Raw genomic sequence first — 23,120 nt, 5'->3', positions numbered from 1 at the left:
TTTAGGCTAAAAAGTCCATTAGCAGCATTTGTAAAAACTGAATACCAATAATTAGTACAAGCACCGATAAATCTAAGCCACCCATTGGTGGAATAATTTTACGAAGTGGCTTGAGCATTGGCTCAGTAAGCTGATGGAAAACCGCTTCTATTGGGTTATAACCTTGACTTACCCAGCTTAAAATAGCGCGAATAATCAATACCCAAAATACAAGGTTTAAGCCTTCTTTAAGTACGGTAATAAGTGCTTGTATAAACACAGGTTGCGCAGCCCATGCGCCGTATATCACCAGCATTAAAGTACTAATTTTGGCAACGGCTACAATAAATGCCAGCAATAGAGAGGCTAAATCAAGCCCACCTAACCCGGGTATAATTTTACGTAACGGGTTAACTGCAAACGACGTTGCTTTAACCACAAATTGGCTCATTGGGTTGTAAAAGTCGGCTTTTGCCCACTGTAGCCAAAAACGCAGTAGTACCACCATTAAAAACAAATCAAACAGGGTACTGATCAAAAATTGCATGGCATTCATAGTGTAACCTTCAATAAAAAGTAATTTTAAAGTTCTTTTTCCATTTGCATTGCACGCGCAATACACGCATCCATTGCATCGCTAACTGTTTGCACTAGGCCTTCGCCTTTTAAATGCTCAACCGCAGCATGGGTGGTGCCGCCTTTAGAAGTTACATTAGCGCGTAATTGCGAAATGCTTATCTCTGGTTGGCTCAATGCCATTTCGGCTGCACCCAGCGCAGTTTGCTGTACTAAGCGGCGCGCATCTTCATCGTTAAAGCCAAGTGCTTTCGCTTTTTCTTCAATGGCTTCCATAAATAAGAAAAAGTAAGCGGGCGATGAACCTGTCACAGCAATGACATCGTTAATTTGCGACTCTTGCTCTACCCAAACAACAATACCTGTGCACTCAAATACTTGTTGTACAAAGTCGTGCTCTTCGGCTGTTTCATCTGCGCCAAATAAACCCGATACACCACGCCCTAGTAGCGATGGCGTGTTTGGCATACAACGTACCATTTTAACGTTTTGGCCAAGCATTTCGCGTAAACGCTTAACGGTTAAGCCAGCCGCTACCGAAATAAACAGTTTATCACTAAAGTCGATACCCGATTCTTGAAACGATTTACATAAATCGCCCATCATTTGGGGTTTAACAGACAATACAATGACATCAGCATCGCGTAAGGCTTCGTTATTGTCGCTGGTGGTTTTCACCTTGAAATCGTCTGCTACCTTGGCAAGCTTTTCTTGGTTGCGGTTTGTAGCAATGATGTTGTTTGCATTAAAACCGTTTTTTACCATGCCACCAATAATGGCGTAGCTCATGTTACCTGTGCCTATAAATGCGATTGTTTTATCTGACATATGTCTGTTATCACCTTTTAAGTTCGAGTTCCAAAAATATCTGTGCCGATCCTCACCATGGTTGAACCTGCGCTAACGGCGGCTTCAACATCATTGCTCATCCCCATCGACAACGTATCTATATGAGGATATTGGGCCTTTAGTTTATCAAAGCAAGTTTGTAATTGCTCAAAAGATTGACTTTGCTCACTCGGATCGTCGCTTTTAGCCGGAATAGCCATTAAACCACGCAAAGTGAGTTGCTCACATTGGTCAATAAACTCAGCTAGTTCGGGTATTTGCTCTACGCTACAGCCCGACTTTGCCTCCTCGGCGCTTATATTTACTTGAATAAGCACATTTAAAGGCGCTAGGTTTTCTGGACGTTGACTGTTTAAACGCTTAGCTATTTTTATTCTATCTACGCTTTGTACCCAATCAAAATGTGCAGCAACAAGGGCGCTTTTATTTGATTGAATAGGGCCAATGAAATGCCAAATGATGTCGCTAAATGTGTGTAGTTGAGCTATTTTATCTACAGCCTCTTGAACATAAGACTCACCAAATTGGCGCTGGCCATGCTCGTAGGCAGCAATAATATCGTCGCTTGGTTTTGTTTTTGATACTGCTAGTAGCGTAATAGCGTCGCTACTACGTTTAGCATTTTTAGCCGCGCTGGCAATTCTAGCGTAGGCGGATGTGAGTCGTTCTGCTATTGTAACCATATATTTATCAGTTAGTTGTGGAGTCATAAATGGATATTACCGAATTATTAGCGTTTAGTGTGCAACACAAAGCATCTGATTTACACTTATCGTCAGGTGTTTCACCTATGATACGCGTAGATGGTGATGTTCGCCGCATTAATATACCTGCACTTGCAGACAAAGATGTAAACAGCCTTGTTTACGACATTATGAACGATAATCAGCGCAAGGACTACGAACAAAATCTAGAAGTGGATTTTTCGTTTGAAGTGCCTAACCTTGCTCGATTTCGTGTTAACGCATTTAACTCAAACCGCGGCCCTGCAGCGGTGTTTCGTACAATCCCTAGCGATGTACTGACGCTTGAAGATTTAGGTGCGCCAGATATTTTTAAAACAATATCAGATAACCCGCGTGGTTTAGTATTGGTTACCGGCCCAACTGGTTCGGGTAAATCAACAACGCTTGCGGCTATGGTCGATTATATAAATCAAACAAAACATCACCATATCCTCACCATTGAAGATCCTATCGAATTTGTACACGATAATAAACTCAGTCTTATTAACCAACGTGAAGTACACCGAGATACGCACAGCTTCTCTAATGCACTGCGCAGCGCGCTGCGTGAAGACCCGGATGTAATACTCGTTGGTGAGCTACGTGACTTAGAAACCATTCGCCTTGCGATGACCGCCGCTGAAACCGGCCACTTAGTGTTTGGTACGCTACATACCACCTCGGCACCAAAAACGATTGACCGTATTATTGATGTATTCCCAGGTGAAGAAAAAGATATGGTGCGCTCAATGCTTTCTGAGTCACTGCGCGCCGTTATTTCGCAAACACTGCTTAAAAAAATTGGCGGTGGACGCGTGGCCGCGCACGAAATTATGATTGGTGTACCGGCGATTCGTAACTTAATTCGTGAAGATAAAATTGCACAAATGTATTCGTCTATTCAAACGGGTGCATCACACGGTATGCAAACCATGGATCAATGTTTAAATAATTTAGTTAATCACGGCATTGTGACAACCGCAGCCGCAAAAGAAAAAGCCCAAGATAAAACCCAGTTTGGTGGCTAAGGACATATTATGAATTTATCTTTAAATCACTTTTTACACATAATGATTGATAAAAAAGGCTCGGATTTATTTGTCTCTAGCCAATTACCAGTCAGTGCAAAAATTAATGGTGAGCTTATCGCTCTTAGCGACGATAAGTTAAGTGATGAGCAATCGCTTGCGCTTGTAGAGTCAGCGATGAGCGATAAACAAAAAAACGAATTTCATACCACTAAAGAGTGTAACTTTGCGATAGCCACAGACGAAGGGCGTTTTCGTATATCGGCTTTTTGGCAGCGCGATAGAGCGGGTATGGTTATTCGCCGCATTGTAACGCAAATACCAGATATAAGTGATTTAGGGCTGCCCTCTACCCTTACCGATGTGATTATGTCAAAACGCGGGTTAGTGCTGTTTGTTGGTGGTACTGGCACGGGTAAATCAACTTCACTGGCTGCCTTAATTGGCTACAGAAATCGTCATCAGCGTGGCCATATACTCACCATTGAAGATCCGATTGAGTTTGTACACGAGCACCGTAAAAGTATTATTACTCAGCGCGAAGTAGGGCTTGATACCGACAGCTTTGAGTCGGCACTTAAAAGCTCTTTACGCCAAGCTCCCGATGTTATTTTAATTGGTGAAATACGCTCGCAAGAAACCATGGAATACGCTCTGAGCTTTGCCGAAACGGGTCACTTATGTGTGGCTACATTGCATGCTAATAATGCCAACCAAGCCATTGACCGTATTATGCACTTAGTCCCTAAAGAAAAACACGACAAGCTTAAGTACGACTTAGCGCTAAATTTACGCGCCATTGTTGCCCAGCAACTTATTCCCACTTCTGATGGGGAAGGGCGTGTAGCCGCGATTGAAATATTATTAAACTCACCCATGGTGGCAGAGCTAATTAAAAATGGGGATATTGGTGGCATAAAAGAGGCCATGTCTAAATCTAAAGAAATGGGTATGCAAACCTTTGACCAAGCCTTATTTGAGCTATACAAACAGCAACGTATTAATTACGCCGATGCACTACATCATGCTGATTCGCCAAACGATTTACGCTTAATGATTAAGCTGCGCAATAACGAGCAACAAGGTGCAGGATTTTTACAAGGTGTAACCATTGATGGACTAGATGATAAAAACAGCAATTAACACTGTATTTTATCCATAAAAAAAGCGCCGCTGGGCGCTTTTATTATGGATAAAATTACTTATAACGTTTTATACCACTGCGGTGTTTTTCGACCTTTAAAATAGATTACGTAATTAAAGGAGTCGGCATTACTTATTCACCATAACTGGCTTCAAAAAAACTCTCTAAAATAATCACTGCCGACATATTATCGACATTTCCTTTCCCTACATTTTTATAGCCACCGTGTTCAAATAAACGCGCTTTAGCATCGGCGGTTGTGAGTCGCTCATCTTGTGTTTGCACCGGTATGCCGAAATGATTGTGTAAGCGGTTAGCAAACTTTTTAGCCTTAAAGGTTACCTCTTGCGAAGTACCATCCATATTAAGGGGTAACCCGACGACCATTAAGTCGGGTTGCCACTCTTTAACTTGAACCGCAATATGATCCCAATTAGGAATACCATCTTGGGCTTTTACCGCTTTTAGGCTAGACGCACTGCCTGTTAGTTCTTGTCCTATGGCAATACCAATGCTTTTGGTGCCAAAGTCAAAGCCCATTACGGTGCGCTGGCCTTGCGGCTTAAGGTTTTTTTTCGTCATTATCGTTCTTTAAGCGTGTCCAGCTTCGCTGCAAAGTTGGCTAACATCAAAGCCCAGCATCGAAACTGCTTTTTCCCAGCGTTTTTCTACCGGTGTATCAAAAATGATCTTCGGATCGGCTTTAATGATCAACCAACTGTTATCTAAAAGCTCTTTCTCAAGTTGTCCTTGCTCCCAGCCCGAATAACCAAGCGTAATAATAAATTGCTCAGGTGCGTGGGCGGTGGTCAGGTTGGCAAGTACGTCTTTTGATGTGGTGATCATTATATCACTGCTAAGCTTTTGGCTTGCAGAGTAGCCTGGCTGAGGTGAATGAAGTACAAAACCTCGGTCGGTTTTAACCGGACCACCTGCAAACACAGAGACTTGCGCGGCTTGTTGGGTTTTGTCGTTGTCTATTTCTATTTTATCTAAAAGCTCACCAACGGTCACATCAATAGGCTGGTTGATCACCAATCCCATAGCCCCATCTTCATTGTGCTCACAAATATAGGTAACGGCACGTTTAAAAAAAGGGTCTTGCATCGACGGCATAGCGATTAAAAAATGATTTTCTAATGATTGCATAGATTTCACCCTTTTAGTTTATGAATACTTATTGAACTTTGAGTATGGCATAGATATATACGTAGCGTATAAAAAGTCCATTAATTGTATGAAATACTTAAATTAATGGACTTTTAAATGGTTTTTATTTAGCGAGCTTACGCTCAATTGCGTCAAACAAAATACCGGTAATAGATATATCGTAAGCGGCTTCAATTTCACGTACGCAGGTTGGTGCTGTTACGTTAATTTCGGTGAGCTTGTCGCCAATAATATCTAACCCTACAAACACTAACCCTTTTTCTTTAAGCGTAGGGGCAACTGCTTGAGCTATTTTAAGGTCTGACTCGCTAAGGGGGCGGGCTTCACCACGGCCGCCCGCAGCTAAGTTACCGCGGGTTTCACCATTTTGTGGAATACGCGCTAAACAATACGGAATAACTTCACCATCAACAACCAATACGCGTTTATCACCTTGTTTGATCTCTGGAATGTAATTTTGCACCATGGCAAAGCGACTACCATGCTCAGTTAAGGTTTCGCAAATAACGCCAATGTTTGCATCATCTTCTTTAATACGAAAAATAGATGCGCCGCCCATGCCATCAAGTGGTTTTAAAATAATGTCTTTATGCTCAGCTAAAAACGCGCGTATTTGAGCTTGGCTGCGTGTTACTAGCGTATCTGGCGTATGCTCGCTAAACCACGCTGTAAATAGCTTTTCGTTAGCATCGCGCAGGCTTTGTGGTTTATTAATAATTAACGTACCTTCTTGCTCTGCACGCTCTAAGATATAAGTTGCGTAGATGTACTCCGTATCGAACGGTGGATCTTTTCGCATTAAAATAACGTCTAGGTCGGCAAGCGCAATTGTGGTTTTTTCTTCAAGTTCGTACCACTTTTCGGTGTTGTTAAATACCTGCGCTTTTGCTGCGGTTGCATACGATTTACCTTGGCGAAGCGATAAGTCATCCATCTCCATGTAGTAAATTTCGTAGCCACGTTTTTGCGCTTGCATCATCATTGCAAAACCGGTGTCTTTTTTGATGTTAAATCCACTAATAGGATCAGAAATAATACCTAACTTTATCGCCATGCGCTGTGCCTTAATCTAATTATAATGACTACTAGAGTGTTAATAGTTTTAATATGAGGGTGCCATTGAGCTATTTCAATTAGCTAAATCGCCAAATTGTAATTGTAATGCACTTAAGACCGTTAAAGCGGCCGTTTCTGTTCGTAAAACGCGCGGCCCTAAGCGAATATCAACAAAGTGCTGATCTTTAGTTTGCAGCATTTCTTCATCGGTAAAGCCGCCTTCAGGGCCTACTAAAAAGCGTACACCGGCGCTTGGAACGGTTATTGTTTTAATGCTGTGCTCGGCACGAGGGTGCAAAGTGAGCTTAATGGCGTCTGTTTGTTGTTCAAGCCATTGCTTTAAATCAACCGGTGTGTGAACAACTGGCACAAAGTTACGCCCCGATTGTTCGGCGGCTGAAATTGCAATTTTTTGCCATTGTTGGTGTTTTTTTTCTAACCGGTCGCCACTGAGTTTAACGCCACAGCGCTGACTAAAAATAGGGGTGATTTCGCTAATACCAAGCTCAACAGATTTTTGGATGGTAAAGTCCATTTTGTCGCCACGTGATACGCATTGCCCTAAATGAATTTTAAGCGGCGACTCGACATCATGCTCATCAAAACGTTGTGGCATAACAACAACTGATTTTTTAGTTACCTCAATAATTTCACTGAAGTATTCACCGCCTTCGCCATTAAAAATAGACACATGTTCGCCTACTTTCATGCGCAATACGCGGCCAATATGGCCCGCTGCATCGTCGTTTAAAGAAACCGGGGTGTTTAAGGCAATACTCGATGCCTGATAAATATGAGGTACTCGCATGGGGGTCACTTATTTTATAGCGTAAAGGTGTATAGCGCTATGGTAAGTAAGCAGGGCGTTGTACGCAATTATTTATTTTTGTTTAAGTGCCTTGGCAAGTGCGATTAAATCTTTAGGTGTTTCGGCAATATCGGTATCGCACGATAAGTGATTTTTAAAGCCTTCGTCAGTAATACGATTAAATGTATAGCCGTTGTCGTCCAAGCTAACTACGTAGCGTTTTTCATGCAGGGAGTTATATATAAAACGTTGTTTGTCGTCGGCAAGTAGATAGTCGGTGTTATTAAATAACACGCCCTGAATATCGTGGTGCTCGTGTAGGTAAGTGGCCAGTTCAGATACGCTAATTTCGTTTTCTAGGTCGCAATAGCAATAGTCTTTAATGAGTTCGTCAAACATCATTTTTACCAGCTTACGGGTGTTACTGCCTGCAACTATTAAGGTGCTGGGTGTATTGGGTGCCGCGTGCTTAAAATAATACTCGGCAAATGTACGACTAAATTCGTTATCTATATCAATTAACAAATAGTTAGTTACTTCAAATGACATAGGGCCCCGTTGCTTTATGCAAATGTGTTATGCCAGTTAACTAAATACGGGGCGCTTGGCGACTTATTTAATAGCGTGGCGTTAAAGTGAAAACATGCTAATAAGTAAATAGCCTATAGCACAAAAAACAGCAAACTCAATGCATGCTATGCCTATATTGTCCTGATGGTCGACCTCTAAAGCGGCATCAATATTGGGTAATGAAATTGCTTTTATTACAAAACTTAAACAATATAATAACACCCACATTACACCGCAATGCATTACCAGTGTAAATATATTTTCGACCATTTTTCCATTTTGAAAGGCCGCACTAGATAATCCAGCATACACGGCTAGGGCTAAACCTATTGATTTTCCTGCGTATCTAATGCCGATAGAGGTGTTTTCTAGGTTAAAGTTACTTTGCAGTGACGCACCTTGGTTTGCTTTAGCGAAGCGGTATTCACGGATTTTGCTATCTAGCGCAAACATCCCTTGTAGCGTAAAAAAGCTAACAAAAGCAATAAGTAAGTTACTAAACCCTTGTGCATGAGTCCAGGTATACAAGCCAAGTGCAATAATACAGTTGGCTAATAACATACCAGAATCAACCAATGCAGCGCATACATTTTGCTTTAATATAGCAGCTTCTTCATTAAATCTGTGTAATATCCATTTTCTATGAATTAAATGTCCGACTTTTATAAATGTAAATAATAGAACAATTAAAATAACCACTTTTAATGGATTATGTTGTGCCGTACTCATACTTATTTCATCAAATAAAAATGCCATAGTGGCAATAACCACGGTAATTTCTGAGGCGAAACTAATCCCCATTGCAAAATTATCATGCTGCGCTAGTTCATCTTTAAGTGCCTGTTTTGCTTTTATTTGAGCGACAATTCTAAGACTAAAAATAGTAATGCATATAACCGCAAAACTAATGGCAATCGCAACTAAACTAGTGTTAGATAATGATAAATATGACATGCTGATCCTAAGTAGAGATAACCTTTCTTGGTTTTAGTTATTCTAGTATGGTTAGCGCATATATAAAAGAGAGGATTGATGAGTAACAAAATGCAACTTTCTATTCAATTACAAAAACTTGGCTCAACACGCTTTGCACAGCTGTATCCGCAGCAACCTATACAAGAAGAAGTTGTAAAATTATGTGCTTTGAGCGACTTTGCTTTTCGTAGTTTAGAGTCGCAACCTCAATTAAAAGACTGGTTAATAAACCCCGATGAGCAATTTAGCCGAGATGTGCCCGCGCCATTCGACGGCCTTGACTTGCAGCAGGTAGATGAAAACCAGTGCAATAAGATTTTAAGACAGTACCGAGAAAAATACTGGTTAAAAGTAGCGTACCTCGATTTGTGTTGCGATAACCCAATCAGTGACAGCATAAAATACATAAGCCTATTAGCTGATATGCTAATTAATAGCGCAAATAGATGGGCTCATGCGCAAACGGCAAAAACAGCAGGGGAGCCATTAGATGAGCAAGGTAACTCTTTGCCTTTAATGGTTTTAGGCATGGGTAAATTGGGCGGCCACGAGCTTAATTATTCATCAGATATAGATTTAATTTTTGCCTATCCGCGCAATGTACCGACCCAAGGTGGGCGTAAACGCATTGAAGCCCAAGTGTTTTACACCAAAGTAGCGCAAAAACTGATTAATGCACTTAATCAAGTAACCGGTGATGGCCAAGTATTTAGGGTTGATATGCGCTTGCGCCCATTTGGTGAAAGTGGGCCTTTAGTGATGAGCTTTCACGCCATAGAAGATTACTACCAAGAGCAAGGGCGCGATTGGGAGCGTTACGCCATGTTAAAAGGGCGGCTAATTGGCACACCCAATCAATATTGGGATGAATTTATTCAACTTTTAAAGCCCTTTGTTTATCGTCGATATATTGATTTTTCGGTGATTGAATCGCTGAGAAAAATGAAGCTTATGATAGCTCAAGAGGTTCGCCGAAAACGCCTGACCAACAATATAAAACTAGGTGCTGGTGGCATTCGCGAGGTTGAATTTATTGTACAAGCTTTGCAAATGGTGCGTGGTGGGCGAGAAGCTAACTTACAAACCCAATCGTTACTGTACGCCTTAGAGCAGTTAACGTTAAACCAAGCGATGGATGAGCAAGAAGCGAATGAGCTAAAGCGCAACTACTTACACTTACGTAAAGTAGAGCAATACTTGCAAATGTTTGACGATCAACAAACACAAACTCTGCCCGATGATGAGCTTAATCAAGAGCGCTTAAATTACTTACTCGAGTCTGAAAGCTTTGACCATACCATGAGCGAGATTGAGCAGGTCATGGCCAAAATTCACGATGAATTTTTATTGGTGATAGGGGAGGAAACCGTTCCCCTTGATACCTGCGAAGGTGCGTTTATAAGTGCTTGGGATCATGGTGATGTTAGCTTTTTAAACGACATAAAAGATCAGTGGCAAGTACCACTTCATGATTTTAAACAACGTTTGAGTAAGGTAAATATAGGTAATCGCGGGCGAGATATTCTCGACAAACTAATGCCTTTATTGCTCAAACAGCTCAGTGACTTTAATGCCAGTGGTGAAACATTTACCTTGGTATGCCAAATTTTAAATAAAATTGTATCGCGTACTGCTTACCTTGAATTGCTTTACGAAAACCAAGGTGCGCTAAAGCAGCTTGTTTTATTATGTTGCCATAGTAAATGGATAGGGGAGCATATTTCCCGTTATCCTATTTTGCTTGATGAGCTAATAGACCCTGCTGCGCTTTACAAACCTACGCCGTTGAGCGCCTATAAAGATGAAATACGGCAATATTTTTTACGTATAGAACACGACGACCTAGAGCTACAAATGGAAGCGCTTAGGCAGTTTAAGCAAACGCATCAATTACGTATTGCGGCTGCCGATGCAACTGGTGTGATTGATGTTATGAAAGTAAGCGATCACTTAACGGCTCTTGCCGAGGCTGTGGTAGACCAAGCCGTTAATATAGCGTGGTATAACACGGTTAAGCGCTTTGGCATGCCACCAAATACAGATGATGAACACAAAGGCTTTGCCGTTATTGCGTACGGTAAAACGGGCGGCTTTGAAGTAGGCTACGACTCCGACCTAGACCTTGTGTTTGTGCATAATCATGACGGTAATAGCAGCACCAATGGCGATAAATCGATTACCTCACGACAGTTTTATTTAAAACTTGCACAGCGCTTAATGCATTTATTTAATACCCGTACCGCCTCGGGCATATTGTATGAGCTTGATACACGCCTGCGCCCTGAAGGCGCCTCTGGTTTATTAGCTATTAACTTAGAGAGCTTTAATCATTATCAGCAAACCCAAGCATGGACTTGGGAGCACCAAGCGCTTGTGCGCGCCCGCGTTATATTAGGCCAAGATGAGCTAAGAGCGCGCTTTGCACAAATTCGTAAAGAGATATTATGTGCCCCACGTGATGTAGATACACTCAAACAGGATGTGCTTAAAATGCGCGAAAAAATGCGCACGCACTTAGCTAAGGGAAACTCTGAGCAATTTGATTTAAAACAAGATGTAGGCGCCATGACCGACATTGAATTTATAACTCAATACCTAGTGCTCAAAAACGCAAATCAGTTTAGCCAGCTAACGGTGTTTTCCGATAATGTAAGAATACTTACAGACGCTGCCGCGATTGGGTGTATCACTAAAGCCCAAAAGCAGCAGTTAATCCAGGCGTATATTGATTATCGCTCACGTTACCACGTTTTAAGCCTAAATCAGCAAGGTCGCTTGGTGTCGCGTAAGGAGTATCAAACCGATATAGAAAGTGTAACGGCATGCTGGAATGCAATATTTGAACTAGGGCGTGTTGATCTTTGCGGATTGAAATTTGTTCAATCTAGGGACGATTAAATCGCGGCGCGAGGTTTGTAACCTAGTGGGCTCGATAACTGCTCCTGCGTTATTCTAATGACTTACATCCCTGTAAGAATAAGTAAAAACTGAGCAAAGCTTCCGCGTCCTGCTCACGCCCCTTACCTACATCCATGTAGGCAACAAAGAGTTTATCGCCCCTAGGCAGAACCCGAAGGGCAGCGCATGTTTGGCATTTATGCTGCGTTATCGCCTATTTATGTGGAATAACCACACTTCATAGGCTCTGTCTTGCCTAAAAACCAAACATGATGCTGCAAATTCAACCATCAAAGTTCAACACGCCCTCGAAACATAAACATTAAAAACCCAAGCACAGGCTTGGGTTTTTATTATGTGTGGGTTTGGTTTATTTACGCTGCTAAGTATTAAGCTTTAAACAATTGCTGCGCACAAATTCAGAAGGTAATTCAGTGATCACCGCTGCGCGCTGTCTGAAGCAAAAAAAAGTATAAACTTCATTTTCAAAGTCATCATTAATTGCACTACCAACTTGGTAAAGCGCTGAGGTAAAACTGCTATCAACCCTAAAATAATCTTTTACAACGTAGTCTTTACTCAAATACCAATATAATTGAATACCTTCGCTTTTAGCGTATTGGTTAAGTACGTCTTTTAACGTTGAGCCGTTTTCAAAGCGTCTTGGTTCACTTGTTCCTGTCCAGCTAGCAGGCATCGGGTCAACGGCTCTGCCGCGCTCTGCTAAAACACGATCAAGTGTTTGCTCTGGCTTTTTAAGCTGCAGTACAAACTTATCGCGCTCCTTATCGGATTTAACTTGGTTACGGATAGACGAATAAAAGCGAGAAAGCCCCTCGGCAGCTGCGTTTTTAGTCTCTTTTATGTCAAACAATGGTCCCGCTCCGACTAACACATAGATAGCCAGTAAAATTAATGCAACTGCTAGTATTAAATGCTTAACCCAAAACCACATAACTCATGCTCATTTATTATCATTATTTATTTATACCACTACTTTTTATAAAAAGAAGGAGTATTTTTATCTGGGCGTGTTTTAAAACGGCGGTGCAGCCACATGTATTGCTCAGGCGCTGCGTTAATTGATTGCTCAACGCGCTTATTTACACGTGTTACATCTGCTTTATCATCGCCGCTTGGGAAGTTCTCAAGCTCAGGTACTATTTCTAAATGGTATTTACCGTGCTCATCACGACGACTAATTAGGCTCATGGTTTCGCAGTGTTTACTTGCTGCAAAAAGTAATGTACCTGTGGTTGTGGCTGTATCTGGTACTGCGTAAAAAGGCACAAATTCACAGCGGTTACGGCCGTAGTCTTGGTCGGGTAGGTAATAACACACCTTTTTATTTTTTAGTGACTTTAACAAGCCTTTTACGTCTTTTCGTCCAATTAAATACTCGTTAGAACGAAGGCGACCATTGGTTGTAAAGTATTCCATGAGTGCATTGTTGTGTGGGCGGTAAAACCCAAGCCCTTGGCATTTGGTGCCCATAACACGACTCGCCATTTCTAAATGTAAAATATGCGGCACCAATAGCAATACGCCTTTACCTTGAGCCTGCACGCGCTCAAAGTGCTCTAATCCTTTGATAGAGCCATACGCTTTTTTAACGCGCCACTGCGGCCACCACCAGGCCATGCCAGTTTCAACCATGGCTATTCCGGTGTTTTCCATGTTTTTTAGCACAAGCTGTTGTTGCTCGGCTTCGCTCATATCAGGAAAACACAGCTTTATATTAACCTCGGCAATATGGCGACGACGTTTCATAAATTTATGTACTAAGCGCCCTAATAACTTACCTAAGCTAAGCTGAATTTTTTGTGGCAACCACGAAATCAAATACAAAAAGAAAACGCCAATCCACGTTAGCCAATAACGAGGGCCTAAAAACGAGGCTTTAAAAGGAGATGAGGTGACCACAAAATACTCTCTAAAATAAAAACGCTAGTTTAACGCTTAGTGTTATAAAATACAAAAAGCCAGCAATGGCTGGCTTTAAACGTTACTTTTTAACTTATTAGGCTTTTTTTAAGCCTTGGTTAATACCCAGTAAATCGGCACTTGTTAGTGTACCTGCAGCTTGCTTTAAGCGAAGCGTAGATAACACATAACGATAGCGTACATCAGCTAGGTTACGCTTAGCATCATACAAGTTTTGCGTGCTTACAAGCACATCAACAATAGTACGCGTGCCTACTTCAAAGCCAGCTTCTGTTGCTTTAAGCGCACTTTGCGCTGATACCACAGCTTGCTCTAGAGCTTTGTAAGTCGCGATGTCTGATACAACCTGGTTGTATGAGGTAATAACGGTACGCGTTACGGCGCGGTAATTTGTTTCGTAATCTTGGCTGGCTGAAACATAAAACGCACGGGCTTGTTTAGTTGCAGCTACGGTTGCGCCGCCTGTGTACAGAGGAACACTTAAATTAACGCCAACCGAGGTTGAGTCGGCGCGTGGTTGGTCGTTAAAGCTTAAACCATTTATATTTTGGTCAGTTAAAGAATCACCGTAGCTGGCATCAAGTGTTAGCTTTGGGTAGTGGCCAGCTTTAGCAAGCGTGATCTGATCTTTAGCAATATCAACCGTGACTTTAGCCACTTGTAAGCTGATATTATTGTTCTCAGCTACTTTTACAAAGTCAGTTGATTTTTTAACCGGTTTTACTGTTGAAAATGTTTCGGTGTTTAAAAAATCAAGTTTTGCGTGGTACTTACCGGTTATTTCACGCAGTTGCTCGCGTGCGGTTTCAACGGCATTACTGGCAATAATTTCTTGTGCTACCGAGTTATCGTATTGTGCTTGCGCTTCGTGAACATCTGTAATCGCTGTAAGGCCAACTGCGTAGCGCTGTTTTGTTTGCTCTAACTGGCGTTCAATAGCACGCTTTTCGGCTTGCACAAATTCAAGGTTATCAATGGCGCTTAATACGTTAAAATAGCCTTCAGCAACGCGCACAATTAAGTTTTGTTTTGCGTTATCGTATTGCGCATTGGCTTGCAGCGCTTGTTTTTCGGCAATATCAAGTGTATTCCATGCGCCTAAGTCGAATAAGGTTTGGCTTAAACTAACACCACGCGTGAATTGGTCGGTATCGCTGTTTATTTTAACTTGGTCAGCTAAATCACCAACGCTCTGAAAAGAGGTAGAATCGCTTTTTTCATAGCCCATGCTTACGCCAATTTGCGGCAATAATGCACTCATTGCTAAATCGCTCTCGTAAGATTGCGCATCTGCTTGGGCTTTTGCTTTTAAAACAGTGGGATCGTTAGCAGTAGCAATTTCAAAAACTTGCATTAAATCTTCAGCACTTGCTGTGGTTGTGCCTAATGCGCACGACAAACTAACGAGCGCTGCAAGGATGTTCTTTTTCATGTTAGGTTCAGTCCTTAGACAAATTTTGTACTAAAAGCATGGTAACGTGTTTTGCTAAATAACTAAAAAAGAAATTAGTAAAACTGTATGTTCAAATGTAACAGAATATATTAACAAACTTTAATCGTTTAAATAAGCGGGATGTATAATATGGCAGATAAAAGCTTGGTTCAATTTACACATAAAGATGTGAGCTTAAAAGCAGTTAAAAGTCTGTATAATGGCTTTTTTAAGGTGGATATGTATGAGTTTGAGCATAGCCTGTTTAATGGTGGTACATCGCAACTTATAAAGCGCGAAATACTAGAGCGGGGCGATGCCATTGCTGTTCTACCTTATGATGTAACTACGCAAAGTGTACTTTTAATAGAGCAAATACGTATTGGCGCTATTAACAGCAAACACTCGCCCTGGCTGCTAGAATGTATTGCCGGTATGACCGATGGCAGTACCGATTACGAAGGGGTGGTAAAAAAAGAAGCCTATGAAGAGGCTGGGCTTGAGCTTACTGATCTTGAATTTATGCTCTCTTACCTTTCAAGTCCGGGCGGTACCACTGAGCGCTTACATTTATACCTAGCGCGGGCAGATTTAAGCCAAGTGCAAAGTGGTGTATATGGCCTTGAAAGCGAAGGTGAAGACATTAAAACCCATATATTAAGCCTTGATGATGCGCTTTCGCGCCTCAATAACGGTGAAATAGATAACGCGGCAACAGTAATCTGTTTACAGTGGTTGGCGTTAAATCGTGAAAAAATAAGCAGTAAGTGGACATAATTTTAACTTTTTAATACGGCGGTACTTTGACAGCACTTTTAGCAACCCAACGATATATTCAGAGCCTCCCAAAGTACATGACGCTTTGCGAGCATAATTACGTACGTCTTTCAAAGCTATTACCTAAAGAGCGCAGCGCTAATAGTGTGCGTAAAGTTAAATTAGGTCATAGTGAATTTGCCATTATCATTGACGATAGTGCTAAGTACACACTGGATATTTCTATCAAACAGCTAACAGGGATGGTTAAAGGCGTTTCTCCTTTGTATTTAACAGTCAGGCTTTATCAAGATGCAAAAGTGGCTGAAATTATTCACCACGATTACCATCAACGGATAAAGCCATCTTATGGTTATCCAAATCCTAAAATGCACCAAAAAGATGAAAAGTATCAACTTAATGCATTTTTATATGACTGGTTAGTAGCCTGTGTAGAGCATGGCCGAGCAGTACTAAACTGGGATATAAACAATGGCTTGGTTTGATGAGCATTATCACTTTAACCGCTTATCGCTGCGTGTTGCGCATATAACCGATAGCCATTTATTTGCCGACCCTAACGCTGAGTACTTTAACGTAAACACCGCCGCACATTTTGCACAAGCATTAGCGCACATGGCCTCGCAGTCATTAGATGCGGTTATATTTGGTGGTGATTTAACACAAGATCATAGTTTTGAGTCTTATTTATTATTTGCCGAGCTTATTAATAACGCTGATTTGACCTGCCCAGTATTTTGGGTACCAGGCAATCATGATGAGATTGCCATGCTTAATCGCATCAGTGGTGGGCAAATAGTGTCGGCTAAACGCATAATCGCACAAGGATTTGAGCTGCTACTTATAAATTCAAAAGGCCCTACACCTGCAGGGTGGGTGTCTAGTGAGCACTTAAATGAAATCGCGGATTGTTTAGCAAGTTCGCAATCACAGCATGTGGTGTTTTGTCATCACAACCCGCTTGCTATTAATGGCTACCTTGATAAACACATGCTTGAAAACGGCCCGCAATTATTAAACGTGTTAGTTAATAATGCTAATGTAGCGGCGTTGCTGCACGGTCATGTGCATAATCACTATACGCAAACTTTTAGAGAGCTGAGTATTTATGCAACGCCCGCCAGTTCGGTGCAATTTACAAAAAATTGCCCGCAATGGCAGCAAGAAAACCACGGCCCCGCTTATCGAATGTTGCATTTAACTACACAGGACAATGCTTTAACAGTTAAAACGGATGTTGTATGGTTAAACGCGTAATTTATATTCATGGCTTTAATAGTTCTGAAAAATCATATAAAGCTGTGCGCTTTGGCGAGCTTATGGCAAACTATGACGTTGACTATTGCGTACCGCGTTTAAATCACGAGCCCTTACAAGCTATTTTACAGCTTGAGCATTTATTAACGCCAGATACCGCGTTACTTGGGAGCTCACTAGGTGGGTTTTATGCCACCTACTTGTCGCAGCGTTATAACCTGCGAGCAGCATTAATAAACCCAGCAGTAGCACCGTTTAACTTATTAGCGCCGCTTATTGGCCACAATTATAATCCGTATCAAGATTATCATTATGAGTTAAATACCAGCCACATGGATGCTTTAAAAGCATTGTATGTGCCTAAATTAACATCCCCCGAATTGCTCTATTTGTTGCAGCAAACGGGAGATGAAGTGTTAAATTATCAACACGCAGTAAATTATTTTTCACAATGCAAACAGTTAGTTGAGTTTGGTGGCGATCACAGCTTTGTTGGTTTTGAACGCACCTTAGATAGTATTGTAGAGTTTCTTAAATTACCTAAAACAAATTAGCCTAAGCGCATATAAAGATAAAAATTATGAGTCAGCAAAATTATAACGCCGAAGCCATTGAGGTTCTCAATGGATTAGAGCCGGTAAAACGCCGCCCTGGTATGTATACCGACACGGTACGTCCAAACCATTTAGGCCAAGAGGTTATCGATAACAGTGTCGATGAAGCCATGGCGGGCCATGCCACTAAAATTGATGTGATCTTACACGAAGATAACTCTCTTGAAGTTATAGACGATGGCCGTGGTATGCCTATAGATATTCACCCTGAGGAAGGTATTCCTGGGGTGGAGCTGATTTTTACCAAGCTGCATGCAGGTGGTAAATTCTCTAACAAAAACTATCAGTTTTCGGGCGGTTTACACGGGGTAGGTATTTCGGTTGTAAATGCGTTATCGCACCGTGTTGAAGTAACGGTAAGGCGCGACGCTCAACAATTTAGAATGGCCTTTGAAAACGGCGATAAAGTTGAAGACTTAAATGTCATTGGCACTGTTGGTAAGCGCAACACTGGTACAACCGTTCGATTTTGGCCCGATGCGAGTTACTTTGACTCAGCTAACTTTTCAATTACTAAATTAAACCACCTATTAAAAGCTAAAGCGGTTTTATGCCCAGGCTTGCGCATTAAGTTTGTTAATAAGCAAACTAAAGAAACGCAAGAATGGTTTTACGAAACAGGCTTAAAGGATTACTTAATTGAAGCTGTTAAAGGCTTTGAAGTACTGCCAAAAGACCCATTTGTAGGCGAGTTTTCAAGCTCGATTGAAGGGGCTGATTGGGCTGTTGTATGGCAACCTGAGGGCGGTGAGTCGATTGCGGAGAGCTATGTAAACCTTATTCCTACCGCACAAGGTGGTACACACGTAAATGGTTTGCGCCAAGGCTTACTTGAAGCAATGCGCGAATTTTGTGAATTTAGAAACTTATTACCGCGTGGCGTAAAGCTTACCCCAGATGATATTTGGGAGCGCTGTAGCTACGTGTTATCGGTAAAAATGCAAGACCCACAATTTGCCGGCCAAACTAAAGAAAAGCTTTCTTCTCGCTCATGTGCAGCGTTTGTATCGGGCGTGGTTAAAGACTCATTTAGCTTATGGTTAAACGAGCACACAGACACTGCAGAATTGCTTGCTGAACTGTGTATTTCAAATGCACAGCGCCGATTGCGAGCGGCGAAAAAAGTAGTGCGTAAACGCGTTACCTCAGGCCCTGCGTTACCCGGTAAACTAACCGACTGTAGTGCCGCCGATAACGACCGTACAGAACTATTTTTGGTAGAGGGTGACTCAGCAGGTGGCTCGGCTAAGCAGGCACGCGATCGTGAGTTTCAGGCAATAATGCCACTGCGCGGTAAAATTTTGAATACGTGGGAAGTTGAATCAGGGCAAATATTAGCCTCGCAAGAGGTGCATGATATTTCGGTGGCGCTGGGTATTGACCCAGACTCAACTGATTTAACCGGCCTGCGTTATAATAAAATTTGTATATTGGCCGATGCTGACTCGGATGGACTACACATTGCCACCTTATTGTGTGCTTTGTTTGTGCGTCATTTTCCGCAACTGGTTAAAACAGGACATGTATACGTAGCTATGCCACCACTGTTTAGAATCGACATTGGTAAAGAGGTGTATTACGCCCTCGATGAAGATGAAAAAACAGGTATTTTGGCCCGCATAGAAGCAGAGAAAAAACGCGGTAAAGTAAACGTGCAACGATTTAAAGGGCTGGGCGAAATGAACCCGCTGCAGCTGCGCGAAACGACAATGGACCCAAATACTCGCCGCTTAGTGCAACTTACGCTAGATGAAGAAGAGCAAACATTAGAAATGATGGATATGCTACTTGCTAAAAAGCGCTCGTCAGACAGACGCCAGTGGCTAGAAGATCACGGTAATAAAGCACAGGTATAATAGGCTTGTGTTTAACACTTGGAGAGGCAAATGAATAAAATACTAGGAAGTTTATTATTGCTTGGCTTAACAACAGCACCAGCAATGGCAAAAGACATACTAGATAAACTCACCGTAGCACCTGGGTTTGAGGTAAGCTTATTTGCTGATGATGTTGAAAATGCACGCCAAATAGCAGTATCAAAAAAAGGCATTGTTTACGCAGGTTCTCGCAAAGCAGGAAATGTGTATGCGTTAATCGATCATAACAGTGATGGCGTAGCAGATAAAAAAATGGTGATTGCTGAGGGGCTAAACATGCCCTCTGGTTTAGCAATTAAAGATGGCGACCTATACGTAGGTGAAGTACACCGTATTATTCGCTTTAAAAACGTAGACACGCAGTTAAAAGACCCTAAATTTGACGTAGTTTACAACGCGTTGCCATCGGATCGTCACCACGGGTGGAAGTTTTTACGCTTTGCACCCACTGGCGAGCTTATTATTCCGGTTGGTGTTCCGTGTAATATATGCGCCGAAGATGAGCGTTACGGGCGTATTTTTGCACTTGATGTAGAAACCAAACAAATTAAAACAATAGCCCAAGGGGTACGCAACTCAGTGGGGTTTGACTTTCATCCAAGCACGCAAGCATTATGGTTTAGTGATAATGGCCGCGACATGATGGGTGATGATATTCCACCTGATGAAATTAACCGCGTAAGTAAAGAAAACGAGCACTTTGGTTTTCCTTACGTTCACGCCGGTGCCATTGCAGATCCTGAGTTTGGTAAAGGTAAAAACATTAGTGACTACAGCCCGCCAGCGCTTGCGCTAGGTGCTCACGTTGCGCCCCTTGGTATTCATTTTTATACCGGTAAACAGTTCCCGGGCTCTTACAAAGAGCAGCTATTTGTTGCTGAACATGGCTCGTGGAATCGTACTAAAAAATCAGGTTATAAAGTGGCTGTAGCCAATGTAGAGCAAGGGCGTATTACTAAATACACGCCATTTATTACCGGCTTTATGCATAACGAAACAACCTTTGGACGCCCAGTTGCATTTGCACAATTAAATGACGGCAGTCTGCTAATAAGCGACGATTACGCAAACGTGATCTACCGCGTAAGCTATAAGAAAAACTAGGTAAGCTTTAATGAGTGATACAGATACCTTGCTAATGCAAGGAATTGAACAACAAACAATGGGGCGTTTTACTGAAGACGCCTACTTAAATTACTCTATGTACGTAATTATGGACCGTGCATTACCGCATGTTGGTGATGGTTTAAAACCGGTTCAACGTCGTATTATTTATGCTATGAGTGAGCTGGGTTTATCGGCCGCTGCTAAATATAAAAAATCGGCTCGTACGGTAGGTGATGTATTAGGTAAATACCACCCGCATGGCGACAGTGCCTGTTACGAGGCTATGGTATTAATGGCACAGCCGTTTTCTTACCGTTACCCATTAGTCGATGGGCAAGGTAACTGGGGGGCAGCAGATGACCCTAAATCGTTTGCAGCAATGCGTTATACCGAAGCACGCTTATCAAAGTTCTCTGAGGTATTACTTAAAGAGCTAGGGCAAGGCACCGTTGATTGGACGCCAAACTTTGACGGCACTATGGACGAGCCATTAGTGTTACCGGCGCGCTTACCGCATATTTTGTTAAATGGCGTAACGGGTATTGCAGTAGGTATGGCAACCGATATTCCACCACATAATGTGCGTGAAGTAGCCAGTGCCTGTTGTTTATTACTTGATAAGCCTAAAACCGAGCTTGATGAGTTACTTGAGCTTGTACACGCACCTGATTATCCAACCGACGCTGAAATAATTACCCCAAAAGCCGATATTCATAAAATATACAAAACCGGCCGAGGCTCAATTAAAATGCGCGCGGTGTATACTGAAGAACATGGCGATATTGTTATTACTGCGCTACCGCATCAGTGTTCAGGGGCTAAAGTGCTTGAGCAAATAGCAGCGCAAATGAATGCTAAAAAGCTGCCAATGGTCGCTGATTTACGAGATGAGTCTGATCACGAAAATCCAACCCGTATTGTGATTGTACCGCGTTCAAACCGCATTAAAGCTGAGCCGTTAATGGCGCACTTATTTGCCACCACCGACCTTGAAAAAAACTACCGTGTAAACTTAAACATGCTAGGCCTTGACGGCCGCCCGCAAGTAAAAGACCTACGCAGTATTTTATCTGAGTGGCTAACGTTTAGACGCGAAACAGTACGTAGGCGCTTACAGCACCGTTTAGATAAAGTACTGGCACGATTGCATATTTTAGAAGGTTTACTTGCTGCCTTTTTAAATATTGATGAAGTGATTGAAATTATTCGCACAGAAGATAAACCAAAACCTGTGTTGATGGAGCGCTTTGATTTAACCGATACTCAAGCCGAAGCCATTTTAGAATTAAAACTTCGTCATTTAGCAAAACTAGAAGAATTTAAAATACGTGGCGAGCAAGATGAACTGGCCAAAGAACGTGACAAGTTAGAGCTAACGCTTGGCTCAGACCGTCGTATGTCAACGCTTCTTAAAAAAGAAATTCAAGAAGCGGCCGACATGTATGGCGACGATCGCCGCTCACCTGTTATTGAGCGCGTAGAAGCTAAAGCACTGAGTGAAAAAGATTTAATTCCTTCAGAGTCGGTAACAGTCGTGCTTTCTGATAAAGGCTGGGCACGTGTTGGTAAAGGCCATGACATTGACGTAGAAGGGCTTAATTACCGTGCTGGCGATGAATACAAAGCCTCCGCTAAAGGTAAGAGTAATCAGCCTGCGGTATTTTTAGACTCAGCAGGGCGTGCATTTGCAACCGATGCACACAGCTTGCCATCGGCACGTAGCCAGGGCGAGCCAATGACTGGGCGCTTTAACCTCACCACTGGAGCTAATTTTGAGCATGTGGTAATGGGTGAAGACAATCAGGTGCTACTTATGGCCTCTGACGCGGGTTATGGTTTTATTACTGACTTTAAAGATTTAGTAAGTAAAAATAAAAACGGTAAAGCCTTAGTGAGCGTGCCTAAGGGCGGAATTTTACTCTCACCAATCAGAGTAAACGATGTAGCAACCGATTACTGCATGGCCATTTCGAACGAAGGACGCATGCTGTTGTTCCCACTGCGCGACTTACCAAAACTAGGTAAAGGTAAAGGCAATAAAATTATCTCTATACCAGGGGCTAAAGTGCAAGCACGTGAAGAGTTTGTCAAAGTGCTGGCGGTGGTACCACAAGGCAGTAGCGTTACCCTTCATGCTGGTAAACGAAAGCTAACGCTTAAACCGAGCGACTTGGAGCATTATCATGGTGAGCGCGGGCGTAGAGGTAATAAGTTACCGCGAGGCTTACAGCGTGTTGATGAAGCAGTGGTGGAGTTTACGCCGGCAGATGAGCAAAGTGATGACACATTAGCCGAAGAATAAACCCGTAATATATACCTCTAACGGCCTGCTTT

22 protein-coding genes are annotated in these 23,120 nt (G+C 42.2%); 10 read left to right on the top strand and 12 right to left on the bottom strand.

Features of this window, described 5'->3' with window-relative positions:
- Nucleotide 1 precedes the first annotated feature (1 nt).
- The 3 genes from PSH48_RS16445 to PSH48_RS16435 are packed head-to-tail and all read right to left on the bottom strand — an operon-like array spanning nt 2 to nt 2,114.
- Entirely contained in the window at nt 2-535 is a 534-nt protein-coding gene (locus PSH48_RS16445) for a YggT family protein (RefSeq protein WP_004586837.1), read from the bottom strand.
- A gap of 26 nt (nt 536-561) precedes the next feature.
- On the bottom strand, nt 562-1,383 hold the full coding sequence (proC, locus tag PSH48_RS16440) for a pyrroline-5-carboxylate reductase (protein ID WP_004586838.1): 822 nt from the start codon (nt 1,381-1,383) through the stop codon (nt 562-564).
- 17 nt (nt 1,384-1,400) lie between these two features.
- The gene (locus tag PSH48_RS16435; protein ID WP_004586839.1) at nt 1,401-2,114 is read right to left on the bottom strand and encodes a YggS family pyridoxal phosphate-dependent enzyme; all 714 of its coding nucleotides are present in this window, start codon (nt 2,112-2,114) and stop codon (nt 1,401-1,403) included.
- Between the two features lie 2 nt (nt 2,115-2,116).
- On the opposite strand from PSH48_RS16435, the gene PSH48_RS16430 reads away from it, so the two are divergent.
- Nucleotides 2,117-3,157 (top strand): type IV pilus twitching motility protein PilT, encoded by a 1,041-nt coding sequence (locus PSH48_RS16430; RefSeq protein WP_004586840.1) that lies wholly within the window; start codon nt 2,117-2,119, stop codon nt 3,155-3,157.
- Nucleotides 3,158-3,166: 9 nt separating this feature from the next.
- On the top strand, nt 3,167-4,300 hold the full coding sequence (locus PSH48_RS16425) for a PilT/PilU family type 4a pilus ATPase (protein ID WP_029772387.1): 1,134 nt from the start codon (nt 3,167-3,169) through the stop codon (nt 4,298-4,300).
- A 133-nt stretch (nt 4,301-4,433) separates the two neighbouring features.
- On the opposite strand, the gene ruvX is transcribed toward PSH48_RS16425, so the two are convergent.
- The 6 genes from ruvX to PSH48_RS16395 form a co-directional block, all read right to left on the bottom strand.
- Nucleotides 4,434-4,883, bottom strand: coding sequence for a Holliday junction resolvase RuvX (gene ruvX / locus PSH48_RS16420; protein WP_273611888.1), 450 nt, complete (start codon nt 4,881-4,883; stop codon nt 4,434-4,436).
- Between the two features lie 9 nt (nt 4,884-4,892).
- A complete protein-coding gene (locus PSH48_RS16415) occupies nt 4,893-5,450 on the bottom strand; it encodes a YqgE/AlgH family protein (RefSeq protein ID WP_004586843.1) in 558 nt (185 codons plus the stop codon).
- Between the two features lie 124 nt (nt 5,451-5,574).
- Nucleotides 5,575-6,525, bottom strand: coding sequence for a glutathione synthase (gene gshB, locus PSH48_RS16410; RefSeq protein ID WP_029772385.1), 951 nt, complete (start codon nt 6,523-6,525; stop codon nt 5,575-5,577).
- A gap of 75 nt (nt 6,526-6,600) precedes the next feature.
- On the bottom strand, nt 6,601-7,335 hold the full coding sequence (rsmE, locus tag PSH48_RS16405) for a 16S rRNA (uracil(1498)-N(3))-methyltransferase (RefSeq protein WP_024031543.1): 735 nt from the start codon (nt 7,333-7,335) through the stop codon (nt 6,601-6,603).
- A gap of 72 nt (nt 7,336-7,407) precedes the next feature.
- Nucleotides 7,408-7,884, bottom strand: a complete 477-nt coding sequence (locus PSH48_RS16400; RefSeq protein WP_273611887.1) for a hypothetical protein — start codon at nt 7,882-7,884, stop codon at nt 7,408-7,410.
- Between the two features lie 81 nt (nt 7,885-7,965).
- Nucleotides 7,966-8,859, bottom strand: a complete 894-nt coding sequence (locus tag PSH48_RS16395) for a DUF350 domain-containing protein (protein WP_004586847.1) — start codon at nt 8,857-8,859, stop codon at nt 7,966-7,968.
- A 78-nt stretch (nt 8,860-8,937) separates the two neighbouring features.
- Here PSH48_RS16395 and glnE point away from each other — a divergent pair, with 78 nt between their 5' ends.
- Nucleotides 8,938-11,778, top strand: a complete 2,841-nt coding sequence (gene glnE, locus PSH48_RS16390) for a bifunctional [glutamate--ammonia ligase]-adenylyl-L-tyrosine phosphorylase/[glutamate--ammonia-ligase] adenylyltransferase (RefSeq protein WP_273607811.1) — start codon at nt 8,938-8,940, stop codon at nt 11,776-11,778.
- A gap of 382 nt (nt 11,779-12,160) precedes the next feature.
- Here glnE and PSH48_RS16385 read toward each other — a convergent pair whose 3' ends face one another.
- The 3 genes from PSH48_RS16385 to tolC form a co-directional block, all read right to left on the bottom strand.
- Complete coding sequence (locus PSH48_RS16385) at nt 12,161-12,733, bottom strand: TcpQ domain-containing protein (RefSeq protein ID WP_273607812.1); 573 nt, start codon at nt 12,731-12,733, stop codon at nt 12,161-12,163.
- A 38-nt stretch (nt 12,734-12,771) separates the two neighbouring features.
- Nucleotides 12,772-13,701: an LpxL/LpxP family Kdo(2)-lipid IV(A) lauroyl/palmitoleoyl acyltransferase gene (lpxL, locus tag PSH48_RS16380; RefSeq protein ID WP_273607813.1), complete on the bottom strand. Its 930-nt coding sequence runs from the start codon at nt 13,699-13,701 to the stop codon at nt 12,772-12,774.
- 97 nt (nt 13,702-13,798) lie between these two features.
- On the bottom strand, nt 13,799-15,154 hold the full coding sequence (tolC, locus tag PSH48_RS16375) for an outer membrane channel protein TolC (protein ID WP_273607814.1): 1,356 nt from the start codon (nt 15,152-15,154) through the stop codon (nt 13,799-13,801).
- Nucleotides 15,155-15,304: 150 nt separating this feature from the next.
- Here tolC and PSH48_RS16370 point away from each other — a divergent pair, with 150 nt between their 5' ends.
- Genes PSH48_RS16370 through parC form a run of 7 tightly spaced genes read left to right on the top strand, consistent with a single transcriptional unit; the run spans nt 15,305 to nt 23,088 of the window.
- Nucleotides 15,305-15,931, top strand: a complete 627-nt coding sequence (locus PSH48_RS16370; protein WP_004587962.1) for an NUDIX domain-containing protein — start codon at nt 15,305-15,307, stop codon at nt 15,929-15,931.
- A gap of 26 nt (nt 15,932-15,957) precedes the next feature.
- Nucleotides 15,958-16,416 (top strand): DUF1249 domain-containing protein, encoded by a 459-nt coding sequence (locus PSH48_RS16365; RefSeq protein ID WP_024031550.1) that lies wholly within the window; start codon nt 15,958-15,960, stop codon nt 16,414-16,416.
- Nucleotides 16,403-17,188 (top strand): metallophosphoesterase, encoded by a 786-nt coding sequence (locus tag PSH48_RS16360; RefSeq protein WP_273611886.1) that lies wholly within the window; start codon nt 16,403-16,405, stop codon nt 17,186-17,188. Before PSH48_RS16365 ends, PSH48_RS16360 begins: the two co-directional genes overlap by 14 nt.
- Nucleotides 17,173-17,742 (top strand): YqiA/YcfP family alpha/beta fold hydrolase, encoded by a 570-nt coding sequence (locus PSH48_RS16355; RefSeq protein WP_004587965.1) that lies wholly within the window; start codon nt 17,173-17,175, stop codon nt 17,740-17,742. The genes PSH48_RS16360 and PSH48_RS16355 overlap by 16 nt, the downstream gene beginning before the upstream one ends.
- Nucleotides 17,743-17,768: 26 nt before the next feature.
- Entirely contained in the window at nt 17,769-19,658 is a 1,890-nt protein-coding gene (gene parE / locus PSH48_RS16350; protein ID WP_055254871.1) for a DNA topoisomerase IV subunit B, read from the top strand.
- Nucleotides 19,659-19,688: 30 nt separating this feature from the next.
- A complete protein-coding gene (locus tag PSH48_RS16345; RefSeq protein ID WP_024031553.1) occupies nt 19,689-20,783 on the top strand; it encodes a PQQ-dependent sugar dehydrogenase in 1,095 nt (364 codons plus the stop codon).
- A gap of 10 nt (nt 20,784-20,793) precedes the next feature.
- Nucleotides 20,794-23,088 carry a DNA topoisomerase IV subunit A gene (parC, locus tag PSH48_RS16340; protein WP_121637001.1) on the top strand — a complete coding sequence of 765 codons (2,295 nt, stop codon included), beginning with the start codon at nt 20,794-20,796 and terminating at the stop codon, nt 23,086-23,088.
- Nucleotides 23,089-23,120: the final 32 nt, after the last annotated feature.

The sequence above is a fragment of the Pseudoalteromonas sp. Angola-4 genome (assembly GCF_028599265.1).
GTDB classification, from domain to species: domain Bacteria; phylum Pseudomonadota; class Gammaproteobacteria; order Enterobacterales; family Alteromonadaceae; genus Pseudoalteromonas; species Pseudoalteromonas atlantica.
The sequence above is the reverse complement of the archived record's forward strand: the minus strand, read 5'-3'. Positions and strand labels throughout refer to the sequence as shown.